Below are 288 nucleotides of genomic sequence, written 5' to 3' on the forward strand. Positions count from 1 at the left end.
TATCACGCGGCTATTTGACGAACAGCTGGCGGGGGAAATTCGCCAGGGTTTCACAGCCGTCTTCGGTTATTAGGATACTTTCGGTAATCTCCAGGCCCCAGTCATCAACCCATAGGCCGGGCATGAAGTGGAAGGTCATGCCGGGCTGCAGGATGGTTTCATCCGAGGGGCGCAAACTCATGGTGCGCTCGCCCCAGTCGGGTGGGTAAGAGATACCGATGGGGTAACCACAGCGCGCGCCACCGCGGTCAAAACCGTACTTGTCCATGGCTGCGCCCAGCGCCATGG

The 288-nt window shown here is 59.4% G+C and carries 1 protein-coding gene; it reads right to left on the reverse strand.

The annotated features are described in order from the left end of the window. Positions 1 to 10: 10 nt before the first annotated feature. A partial coding sequence (locus tag P8629_RS11600; protein WP_278166283.1) for a M24 family metallopeptidase occupies positions 11 to 288 on the reverse strand: 278 nt, incomplete at its 5' end.

The sequence above is a fragment of the Hydrogenovibrio sp. 3SP14C1 genome, from assembly GCF_029625905.1.
Taxonomy (GTDB): domain Bacteria; phylum Pseudomonadota; class Gammaproteobacteria; order Thiomicrospirales; family Thiomicrospiraceae; genus Hydrogenovibrio.